The sequence below is a fragment of the Streptomyces nanhaiensis genome (genome assembly GCF_046614825.1).
Taxonomy (GTDB): Bacteria; Actinomycetota; Actinomycetes; order Streptomycetales; family Streptomycetaceae; genus Streptomyces; species Streptomyces radiopugnans.
Genome location: NZ_JBKJFM010000050.1, coordinates 24557 through 35191 on the forward strand (window position 1 = coordinate 24557; position 10635 = coordinate 35191).

Below are 10635 nucleotides of genomic sequence, written 5' to 3' on the forward strand. Positions count from 1 at the left end.
GTCCCCCGGGATTCCGGAGCACCGCCACTGCTGCCTTCTGTCGGACCGGGCCCCTACTATGCCCGTTGGCGATGGGCCCTCGCTGCTCCGGTAGGGTGATCGCCCGACCAACGCCCTGGAGCGTCAGGGCGATTACGGACACAAGGGGATTTTCAGGGGATGGGGACCGCCACGCGGGCCCGGACCGCCACGTCCGCGCCCGACAGTCCGGCGCCGGACGGCGCACGCCCCGAGCCCGCGAGGCCGCGTCCGGTGCGTTCGGTCACGCCGCGCGCCGAGGCACGCCACCGCGGTCTGGGGCCGCTCCGGCTGCACCAGCTGGTTCTGGCCGAGCTGGCCGCGGCGGGGGTGCTGGCCGCGGCCGCCGTGCACAAGGTCCTGGTGATCCCGGCGGCCGTGGTGGCCGTCGTCCTGCTGCTCCTGACGGTGCTGCGGCGGCGCGGCCGCCCGCTCCCGGAGTGGCTGGGCACCGTCATGGCACTGCGCCGCCGCAGGCGGCGGGCCGCCTCCGAGGTGCTGCCGCCGGACACCGACCCGGGCCTGGCCCCGGCCGTCGAGTGCGATCCGGCCCTGCGCAGTCTGACCTACGTCGACCGCGAGCGGCGCGGCGTCGGCATGGTGGGGGACGGCACGTTCCTGACGGCCGTGCTGCGCGTCGAGCCCCGGCCCTCCGCTCTGCGTTCCGGTCCCGACGAACGGCCCCTGCCGCTGCGGCTGCTCTCCGACGCCCTGGAGGTGGACGGCATCCGGCTGGAGTCGGTGCAGGCGGTGCAGTACACCCAGCCCGCCCCGGCACCGCATCTGCCGGCGCAGTCGGTGGCCGCCTCCAGTTACGGCCCCCTCCAGGCCTCGTGCGGCGCACCGGCCGTACGCGTGACCTGGGTGGCACTCAAACTCGACCCCGAGCTGTGCCGGGAGGCGGTCCAGGCGCGCGGGGACGGCCTGGAGGGCGCGCAGCGCTGCCTGGTGCGCGCCGCGGACCAGTTGGCGAGCCGGCTGGCCGGTGCGGGTTTCCGGGCGACGCTGCTGGCGGAGCAGGAGCTGGTCACCGCGCTGGCGACGTCGGCCGGGGCGAGCCCGGCGGCCACGGCGCGGGCCGGGCGCCCCGACTCCGCCCCCGCGCGGCGCACCGAGGAGAAGGCCCGTGCCTGGCGGTGCGACGACCGCTGGCACACCACGTACGCGGTGGTCCGCTGGCCCGAGTTGGGGCCGGGATCGGCTCCGCTGCCGTCGCTGGTGGCGTCGCTGACGGGGCTGCCCGCCCTGGCCACCACCTTCAGTCTGACCCTGGGCCGGGGCGAGAGCCGTTCGGTCGCGATACGCGGACATGTGCGCATCACCGCCCGCAGCGACGCCGAACTGGTCTCCGCCCGGCACGTGCTGGAGCGGCTGTCGCGGGAGCGCCGCGTGGGGATGGCCCGGCTGGACCGCGAGCAGGTGCCCGGGGTGCTGGCGACGCTGCCGCTGGGAGGGACGCGCTGATGCCCGGATCCGCAGACTCGGTGCGCACGGCCGCACGGCCCCGCCTGGGGTTCGGGCTGCGCGGCCCGCGGACGCCCCGTCACGTCCTGTCCGTGGAGCAGCTGGACGCGCTCGCCCTGCCGGTCGGTGACGACGGAGTGGTGGCCGGTGTCGATGTCGAGGACCGCCCGGCCGTCATCGGCCTCCACCACCCGGCCCCCCACGACGTGGTGCTGATCGGCGGTCTGTGGACGGCTCAGGTGCTGGCGCTGCGCGCGGCGGGCACGGGTGCGCGGGTGGCCGTCGAGACCGGCCGGCCCCAGGTGTGGACGAATCTGGCCCGTGCCGCGGGCGGCGACCAGCAGTGCATGACGCTCCACGATGTCGGCCGGGTTCCGCCGCTGGGCGCCACGGCCGTCTCCCCGGTCGTGGTGGTCCGGGACTGCGGGATGAAGCCGCCGCGCGGCCGGGTCTCCTCGGGGCCCTGGCAGTCGGTGCTGACGCTGCTTCCGTACCTGAGCCCGGTGGCCCCACGGCTGCTGAGGGGCGCCTCGCTCATCGGTGTCCAGCAGGTCTCCCCCGAGGAGGCCCGGCAGGTGGGCAGGATCCTCTCCCTGTCCCGGCAGGAGGTCGAGGCGCTGTCCACGCTCGCCGACGGCGTGACGCTGTGGTGCACGGGCCGGGACCGGAGGTTCGTGCTGACCAGACCCACCGACGCCGAGACGGGGTTGCTGGGCGTGGCCCGGCGGCTGGACTGACGTTCCGCCGGCCGCCCCGCCGTCCACCGTCCCGTCACCGGTCCGTTGTCCGAGTGGGACGGGAACGGCATGCCGTTTCGGTGCCCGTGGCGACTAGGGTGGACACGCGCGCGGCAGGACGTTCCGGGGGAACGGGCCGGAGGCCGCGGCGGCGGGGGGAGCCGGCGGCCGGTCCGCCCGCCGGCAGGGAGCGGTCCGCGCGGTTCGGCCGGGGCGCTCGACCAGATCAGCAGGAGGCATTGTGAACAGCGACCGGGACGAGATCCGCGTCGACGGGATCGCACCCGGCGACGATCTGCCCAAGGACGAACTCGACGCCACGGGCGAGTTCACCATCGACTACACACCACCTGCCTGGTATACGCGGAACGCCGACCCCGCCCCGCGTCCGCCGGCCGCCTCCGGCGGCCTTTCGGACGGTGCGGACGGCACGGGGGCGGGCGGGACGGACGCGGCCGCCGGTCCCGGTGCCGACGCGCCGCCCGCGTTCCCCCCGGTGACGCCGCCCGGACCCCTCGCGGGGAACGCCGGGGAGGAGCCCGGCGACCACCGGCCCGGTGGACCACCGGCCGGCCCGGCCCCGGAGGCCGCTGACGGCGGCGAGGAGGGACGGGACGGACGGCTGGGGGAGCATCCCGGCGGTGACGGTCCCGGCGGTGACGCGACCATGCGTTTCTCCTCCGCCGCGCTGCGCCGGGAGATCGCCGAACGGCGGGCGGCGAAGGAGTCCGCCGACGGCGGGGACGGCAGGCCGGAGAGCGCGGACGGCGAGCCGGCCGGCAGCTCCTCCTCCGGGGGCGAAGCACCCCCGGCTCCGGCCCCGTCGCCGTCCGCCGGATCCGAGGAGCGGGCCCGGCCTCAGGACGGTGCCGGTGAGGAGTCCGAGGGGGAGGACGAGTCCGCTGGTTCCGAAGCCGGAGCGGCCGGTGAACCGCACGGCTCCGCCCCGCAGCCTCCCGTCCAGCCTCAGGAGCCTGTGGCATCCGCCCCGCAGGCCCCCGCGCAGCCGCCGTGGCAGGCCGCTCCGGAGGGCGGGGCGCCGGTCGGACTGCCTCCCCTGCCGCCGCACTTCCAGCCCGCCGCTCCTCCGGCCGCGCCCAACGCGCCGGTGCCGCAGGACGGTTACCACCTCGCCCAGCCCCAGTCCCAGCACCAGGTCCAGCCCCCGGCCGCGCCCGGCCCGCAGCCGCAGGCACAACCCCAGCCGCAGGGCGGTTACGGCTTCCCCCAGCCGCCCGCCGCACCCCAGGCCGGACCGTCCCGGCCGCAGCCCGCGGACGCGCCCAACCCTGCTTCACCGCAGGGCGGTTACGGTTTTCCCCAGCAGCAGGAGCAGCCGCAGTACCCGCCGCAGCCTCCGGCCGTACAGCAGACCGGTCCCTCCGGGCCCGCGGCGGACCGGGTTCCCATGCCGCCCGCGGAGCCCGCCTCCCAGGACGGCTACGGCTTCCCTCGCCCGCAGCCCCAGGCACAACCCCCGGCCGCGCCCGGCCCGCAGCCGCAGGGCGGTTACGGCTTCCCCCAGCCGCCCGCCGCACCCCAGGCCGGACCGTCCCGGCCGCTGCCTCCCGCCCAGCCCACCGCACCCGGACCCCAGCCGCAGCCGCAGCCGCAGCCGCAGGCACAACCCCAGCCGCAGGACCCTCGTGCCGGCTCCGCCTGGCCCGACCCCCGTCAGCAGCCCCCGAGCCAGCCCGGCGCGCTCGGATACACCGCGTCGGTGGAGCTGTCCTCCGAACGCCTGCTGAACCAGAAGAAGAAGCCCCGCCCGCAGAGCAACCGCGGCGGCTCCCGCTTCCGTATCGGGGCCAGGAAGGAGGAGGCCGAGCGGCAGCGCAAGCTCGAACTCATCCGCACCCCGGTGCTGTCCTGCTACCGCATCGCGGTGATCAGCCTCAAGGGCGGCGTCGGCAAGACGACGACCACCACGGCGCTCGGCGCGACGCTCGCCAGCGAGCGGCAGGACAAGGTCATCGCGATCGACGCCAACCCGGACGCGGGCACGCTCGGCCGCCGGGTGCGGCGCGAGACGGGCGCGACGATCCGCGATCTGGTGACGGCGATCCCGTACCTCAGCAGCTACATGGACATCCGCCGGTTCACCTCGCAGGCGCCCTCCGGGCTGGAGATCCTCGCCAACGACGTCGACCCGGCGATCTCGACGACCTTCAACGACGAGGACTACCGCCGGGTCATCGGCGTGCTGGGCCAGCAGTACCCGATCATCCTCACCGACTCGGGCACCGGCCTGCTCTACAGCGCGATGCGCGGCGTCCTCGACCTCGCCGACCAGCTCATCGTCATCTCCACCCCGTCCGTGGACGGCGCCAGCAGCGCCAGCACGACGCTGGACTGGCTCTCCGCCCACGGGTACGGCGATCTGGTGCAGCGCAGCATCACGGTCATCTCCGGGGTCCGCGAGACCGGGAAGATGATCAAGGTGGACGACATCGTGGCGCACTTCAAGACGCGCTGCCGCGATGTGGTGGTCGTCCCGTTCGACGAGCACCTCTCGGCCGGCGCGGAGCTGGACCTGGACATGATGCGGCCCAGGACGCGCGAGGCGTACTTCAACCTCGCCGCCCTGATCGCCGAGGACTTCTCTCGCCACCAGCAGGAGCAGGGCCTCTGGTCGCCCGGCGGGAACCCGCCGCTGACCGCGCCGCCGATCCCCGGCCGGCCGCAGCCCCACCCCGGTCAGCCCCACCCCGGCACCCCGCAGCAGGCCCAGGCTCCCTACCAGCCGCAGCCCTACCCACAGCCCCAGCAGCCGTACGGGCAGCCGCAGCCGCACCCCCAGCAGCCGTACCCGCACCACCCCCAGCAGCCGCAGCCCGGCCAGTCCCACCCCGGCCACCAGCCGTATCCGGGCCCGCCCGGTCACCCGGGTCACCCCGGTCAGCCGCAGCCCGGCCAGGCGCAGGCCGGTCCCTCCCAGCCGCACCCCCAGCAGCCGCCCGGTGCCGCGGGGCCGCCCGCGCCCGGCGCGCAGTGGCAGCAGCCGGAGCGGTGACGGCGGCGGCGCACCGCCGCGGAACGTGAACGGGCCCGCCGGTCCCGCCCCTTGAGGGGCGGGACCGGCGGGCCCGTCCGTCCGGCGTGCGCGGGGCGGAACGCTCAGCCCAGCATTTCCCTGGCCACCCGCACGTCCTCGGCCATCCGCTCCAGCAGCCCGTCCAGCGTGTCGAACCTCTCCTGCCCGCGGATGTAGGCCAGGAAGTCCACCGCGACGTGGAGCCCGTACAGGTCGAGGTCCACACGGTCGATGGCGTACGCCTCCACCGTCCGCTCGGTGCCGTCGAACTGCGGGTTGGTGCCGACGGAGATCGCGGCGGGCATCGACTCCCCCTCCACCACCAGCCATCCGGCGTAGACGCCGTCCGCGGGGATCGCGGTGTGCGGCAGCGTCTCGACGTTGGCCGTCGGGTAGCCCATCTCGCGTCCGCGCTGCGCACCGCGGACGACCACGCCCTCCACCCGGTGCGGCCGGCCCAGCACCTCCGCCGCGCCCTCCACGTCGCCCTCGGCGACCAGGCGGCGGGTGAGGGTGGAGGAGAACGGCTCGCCGCCCCCGGCCTCCCCGCGCTCGAACAGGTCGACCACCATCACGTCGTAGTCGTACGTCCTGCCCAGCTCGGCCAGGGTCTCCACGGTGCCGGCCGCCCGGTGGCCGAAACGGAAGTTGGGGCCCTCCACGACGGTGCGTGCGTGGAGCCTGTCGACCAGCACCTTCACCACGAAGTCGGCCGGCGACAGCTTCGAGAACTCCTCGGTGAAGGGCAGGACCAGGACCGCGTCCACGCCCAGGCCGGCCATCAGCTCCGCGCGCCGGTGGTGCGGGGCGAGCAGCGGCGGGTGGCTGCCGGGCCGCACGACCTCGCTGGGGTGCGGGTCGAAGGTGACGACGACGGCCGGTACGCCCAGCTCGCGGGCGCGCTCGACCGCCCTGCCGATGATCAACTGGTGCCCGCGGTGCACCCCGTCGTAGGAGCCGATGGTGACGACGCTGCGCCCCCAGTCCTCGGGGATGTCCTCCAAGCCACGCCAGCGCTGCACAGTGCCCGCTCCTCGCCGAATGCCAGTGGATGGTGCCGGGTCCAAGGGTGCCATGACCCCCCGTCGCGTCCGCACGGGGACCCGCGCCGGACGGCTCCCGCCAAAAAGCGCCCCCGCGTGCGCCGTGGTTCACTCCGTGCGCCCGCCCGGCGGGGTGCGTCCGGGCCCCTGGATGGACAGGAACCGGATGCGCACAGGAGGGGGATCGTGGGCGCGGGCGCCGGACCCGGTGCCCGCACCCACGGTGCCGGCACCCCCACCGCCGAGCACCGCGGACGCCGCCGGACGCCGCCGGATCCCGCCGGGTGGCGGTCAGGCGAAGACGGCCAGGCTCCTGGCCCTGCCCCCCTGCTCCTCGACCAGTGCGAGGAAGCGCTCCCCCGGTCCGAAGACCGCGACCGGTCCGGGCCGGCCGGACGGCGGCATCGCGATCCTCACGCCGTTCGCCAGCAGCCTCGCCTGCCGCTCGTCCACGTCCCAGCGCGGGAAGGCGGCCGCGGCCGCCTCGCCGACGGGAATGACGGTCAGCGACTCCTGGTGCTGCTCCAGGGTGCGTGCCGCGTCCAGGCCGTACGGGCCGACCCGGGTGCGGCGCAGCGCCGTGAGGTGGCCGCCGACCCCCAGACCGGCGCCCAGGTCGCGGGCGAGCGCCCGGATGTAGGTGCCGGAGGAGCAGACGACGGAGACCAGCAGGTCCAGCACGGGGGTGCCGTCCCCGGCGCTCTCGGCGCGGACGTCGTGCACGGTGAAGGAGGAGACGGTGACCGGCCGGGCGGCAAGCTCCACCTCCTCGCCCTCGCGCACCCGGGCGTAGGACCGCCTGCCGTCGATCTTGATCGCGCTGACCTTGGAGGGGACCTGGAGGATGTCGCCGGTCAGCTTGGCGACGCCGTCGTCGATCGCCTCGCGGGCGATGCCGTCCGCCGGCGTGGAGGAGGTGACCTCGCCCTCCGCGTCGTCGGTGACGGTGTTCTGGCCGAGGCGGATGGTGCCGACGTACTCCTTCTCCGTCAGCGCCAGGTGCCCCAGCAGCCGGGTCGCCTTCTCGACGCCCAGGACGAGGACGCCGGTGGCCATCGGGTCCAGCGTGCCGGCGTGCCCGACCCGGCGGGTGCGGGCGATGCCGCGCATCTTGGCGACCACGTCGTGGGAGGTGAAGCCGGCGGGCTTGTCGACGACGACCAGCCCGCCGGGCTCCTGGGTTCCTTTGCGTGCCACGGGTCAGGCGTCCTCGCCGTCCGTGCCGCCCCTTGCGTCCCCCGCGCCCCCGGCGCCGCCCGCCTCCTCCTCGTCCTCCTCGCGTGCGGGCTTGCGGTAGGGGTCGGGCTCGCCCGCGTACGTGGCGCCCGAGGACGCCTGGCGCACCTGGGCGTCCGAGGCCCTGGCCCTGGCCAGCAGGTCGTCGATGGTCCGGGCGTTCTCCGGGAGCGCGTCCGGGACGAACGTCAGCGACGGCGTGAAGCGCACGCCGGTCTGCCGCCCGACCTCCGAGCGCAGTACGCCCTTGGCGCTCTCCAGCGCCGCGGCGGAGGCCGCCCGCTCCTCGTCGTCGCCGTAGACCGTGTAGAAGACGGTCGCCTCCCGCAGGTCGCCGGTGACCCGGGTGTCGGTGATCGTCACATAGCCGAGCCGCGGGTCCTTGATCCGCCGCTGGAGGGTCTCCGCGACCACGACCCGGATGCGGTCGGCCAGTTTGCGTGCCCGCGCGGTGTCGGTCATGTGTCTGCTTCCTTCTGTTTCGGATCGTTCGGTTCGGGTCCGGGCGGGGCCGCGCACCGGACGCGCTCAGTCCTCGTCCCCGTGGAACCGCCGCCGCACCGACAGCAGCTCCACCTCCGGCCGGGCGGCCACCAGCCGCTCGCACCGGTCGAGCACGTCCGAGACGTGCCCGGCGTCCCCGGAGACCATCGCGAGGCCGATCATGGCCCTGCGGTGGATGTTCTGCTCCCCGACCTCCGCGACGCTCACCGTGTACTTGCGCTGCAGCTCCGCGATGATCGGGCGGACGACCGACCTCTTCTCCTTCAGCGACCGCACGTCGCCGAGGAGCAGGTCGAACGAGAGTGTGCCTACGTACATGGGATGCGGGTCCAGCCGACCCGTGGGGCCTCGTGGGGCGGAGCCCTGCCGACGCCCGGCAGGACACGGGAAACCGTACACGCAACGGTTCCCGGTGATCGACGCATATAACGGCCGGGAGCCTCCCGCCGGGGCGGGAGGCTCCGTGGCCGTTCACCGGTGGCACCCACCGGCGGGGGTCAGGCGCGGGGCTTCTCCCGCATCTCGTACGTCGCGATGACGTCGTCGACCTTGATGTCGTTGAAGTTCCCGAGGTTGATACCGCCCTCGAAGCCTTCGCGGATCTCGGTGACGTCGTCCTTGAAGCGGCGCAGACCCTCGATGTTGAGGTTCTCCGCCACGACCTTGCCGTCGCGGATGAGACGGGCCTTGGTGTTCCGCCTGACCTCGCCGGAGCGGATGATGACACCCGCGATGTTGCCGAGCTTGGAGGAGCGGAAGACCTCGCGGATCTCCGCCGTGCCGAGCTCGACCTCCTCGTACTCCGGCTTGAGCATGCCCTTGAGGGCCGCCTCGATCTCCTCGATCACCTGGTAGATGACCGAGTAGTAGCGGACGTCCACGCCCTCGCGCTCGGCCATCTGCGTGGCACGCCCCTCGGCGCGCACGTTGAAGCCGATGACGATGGCGTCGGAGCCGGTCGCCAGGTCGATGTCGGTCTCGGTGACCGCACCCACGCCGCGGTGCAGGACGCGCAGGTCGACCTCCTCGCCGACGTCGAGCTGGAGCAGCGAGGACTCCAGGGCCTCGACCGAACCGGACGCGTCGCCCTTGATGATGAGGTTGAGCTGCTGCACCTCGCCGGCCTTGAGCACCTTGTCCAGGTCCTCCAGGGAGACCCTGCGGGTGCGCTTGGCGAAGGCGGCGTTGCGCTCGCGGGCGGCGCGCTTCTCGGCGATCTGCCGGGCCGTGCGGTCCTCGTCGACCACCAGGAAGTTGTCGCCCGCCCCGGGGACGCTGGTCAGACCGAGCACCAGGACCGGGGTGGCCGGACCGGCCTCCTCGACGTTGTTGCCCTTGTCGTCGAGCATCGCCCGGACGCGGCCGTACGCGTCGCCGACCACGACCGTGTCGCCGACCCGCAGGGTGCCGCGCTGGACCAGCACCGTGGCCACCGCGCCGCGGCCGCGGTCGAGGTGGGCCTCGATCGCGATGCCCTGCGCGTCCTGCTCCGGGTTGGCCCGCAGGTCGAGCGAGGCGTCCGCGGTCAGGACCACGGCCTCCAGCAGCCCGTCGATGTTCAGACCCTGCTTGGCCGAGATGTCGACGAACATGGTGTCGCCGCCGTACTCCTCGGCCACGAGCCCGTACTCGGTGAGCTGGCCGCGCACCTTGGTCGGGTCCGCGCCCTCGACGTCGATCTTGTTGACCGCCACCACGATCGGCACGTCGGCCGCCTTGGCGTGGTTGAGGGCCTCGACCGTCTGGGGCATCACACCGTCGTTGGCCGCCACCACCAGGATCGCGATGTCGGTCGACTTCGCACCGCGGGCACGCATGGCGGTGAACGCCTCGTGACCCGGGGTGTCGATGAAGGTGATCCTGCGCTCTTCGTCGTTGACCTCGGTCGCGACCTGGTAGGCACCGATGTGCTGGGTGATGCCGCCGGCCTCGCCCTCGATGACGTTGGTCTTGCGGATCGCGTCCAGCAGGCGCGTCTTACCGTGGTCGACGTGACCCATGACGGTCACCACCGGCGGACGCGAGACGAGTGCCTCCTCGCCGCCCTCGTCCTCGCCGAACTCGATGTCGAAGGACTCGAGCAGCTCGCGGTCCTCCTCCTCCGGGCTGACGATCTGGACGACGTAGTTCATCTCCTCGCCGAGGAGCTGCAGCGTCTCATCGGAGACCGACTGGGTCGCGGTGACCATCTCGCCCAGGTTGAACATCACCTGGACCAGCGACGCCGGGTTGGCGTTGATCTTCTCCGCGAAGTCGGTGAGCGACGCACCGCGCGACAGCCGGACGGTCTCGCCCTTGCCGCGCGGCAGCATCACGCCGCCGATGGACGGGGCCTGCATGGCCTCGTACTCCTGGCGCCTCTGCCGCTTCGACTTGCGGCCGCGGCGCGCCGGACCGCCGGGACGGCCGAAGGCGCCCTGCGTGCCGCCGCGGCCACCGGGACCGCCGGGACGGCCGCCGAAACCGGGACGGCCGCCTCAACCGCCCCGTCGGTGAGTTCTCCCAGACCGCGACCCTGCCGACCTTCTCGCCGGTTCCTCCCGCCCAAGAGAAGGGCGCCCGTTACGACCTGCGACCCTTCTCCTCAGGACCGTACAAG

The 10635-nt window shown here is 74.1% G+C and carries 7 protein-coding genes and 1 pseudogene; 3 read left to right on the plus strand and 5 right to left on the minus strand.

Annotated features, from left to right (window positions below; translation table 11 throughout):
• Positions 1 to 159: 159 nt before the first annotated feature.
• The 3 genes from eccE to ACLIYP_RS13815 all read left to right on the plus strand — a co-directional run bounded on the left by eccE (position 160) and on the right by ACLIYP_RS13815 (position 5232).
• Positions 160 to 1482 carry a type VII secretion protein EccE gene (gene eccE, locus ACLIYP_RS13805; RefSeq protein WP_412713415.1) on the plus strand — a complete coding sequence of 441 codons (1323 nt, stop codon included), beginning with the start codon at positions 160 to 162 and terminating at the stop codon, positions 1480 to 1482.
• Positions 1482 to 2219: a hypothetical protein gene (locus tag ACLIYP_RS13810; RefSeq protein WP_412713416.1), complete on the plus strand. Its 738-nt coding sequence runs from the start codon at positions 1482 to 1484 to the stop codon at positions 2217 to 2219. The genes eccE and ACLIYP_RS13810 overlap by 1 nt, the downstream gene beginning before the upstream one ends.
• Before the next feature lie 241 nt (positions 2220 to 2460).
• Positions 2461 to 5232 carry an SCO5717 family growth-regulating ATPase gene (locus ACLIYP_RS13815; protein ID WP_412713417.1) on the plus strand — a complete coding sequence of 924 codons (2772 nt, stop codon included), beginning with the start codon at positions 2461 to 2463 and terminating at the stop codon, positions 5230 to 5232.
• A 104-nt stretch (positions 5233 to 5336) separates the two neighbouring features.
• On the opposite strand, the gene ACLIYP_RS13820 is transcribed toward ACLIYP_RS13815, so the two are convergent.
• The 5 genes and pseudogenes from ACLIYP_RS13820 to infB all read right to left on the minus strand — a co-directional run.
• The gene (locus ACLIYP_RS13820) at positions 5337 to 6275 is read right to left on the minus strand and encodes a bifunctional riboflavin kinase/FAD synthetase (protein WP_412713418.1); all 939 of its coding nucleotides are present in this window, start codon (positions 6273 to 6275) and stop codon (positions 5337 to 5339) included.
• A 312-nt stretch (positions 6276 to 6587) separates the two neighbouring features.
• Positions 6588 to 7493: a tRNA pseudouridine(55) synthase TruB gene (gene truB / locus ACLIYP_RS13825; RefSeq protein ID WP_412713419.1), complete on the minus strand. Its 906-nt coding sequence runs from the start codon at positions 7491 to 7493 to the stop codon at positions 6588 to 6590.
• Positions 7494 to 7496: 3 nt separating this feature from the next.
• Positions 7497 to 7994, minus strand: a complete 498-nt coding sequence (gene rbfA, locus ACLIYP_RS13830; RefSeq protein ID WP_412713420.1) for a 30S ribosome-binding factor RbfA — start codon at positions 7992 to 7994, stop codon at positions 7497 to 7499.
• 66 nt (positions 7995 to 8060) lie between these two features.
• Positions 8061 to 8354, minus strand: coding sequence for a DUF503 domain-containing protein (locus tag ACLIYP_RS13835; RefSeq protein WP_412713421.1), 294 nt, complete (start codon positions 8352 to 8354; stop codon positions 8061 to 8063).
• Positions 8355 to 8533: 179 nt separating this feature from the next.
• Positions 8534 to 10513: pseudogene (gene infB, locus ACLIYP_RS13840) on the minus strand (translation initiation factor IF-2); the annotation flags it as partial.
• Between the last annotated feature and the right edge of the window lie 122 nt (positions 10514 to 10635).

Coding starts and splice junctions, on each gene's coding strand:
- eccE (WP_412713415.1), top strand. CDS start 160: ATGGGGACCGCCACGCGGGCCCGGACCGCCACGTCCGCGCCCGACAGT.
- ACLIYP_RS13810 (WP_412713416.1), top strand. CDS start 1,482: ATGCCCGGATCCGCAGACTCGGTGCGCACGGCCGCACGGCCCCGCCTG.
- rbfA (WP_412713420.1), bottom strand. CDS start 7,994: ATGACCGACACCGCGCGGGCACGCAAACTGGCCGACCGCATCCGGGTC.
- ACLIYP_RS13835 (WP_412713421.1), bottom strand. CDS start 8,354: ATGTACGTAGGCACACTCTCGTTCGACCTGCTCCTCGGCGACGTGCGG.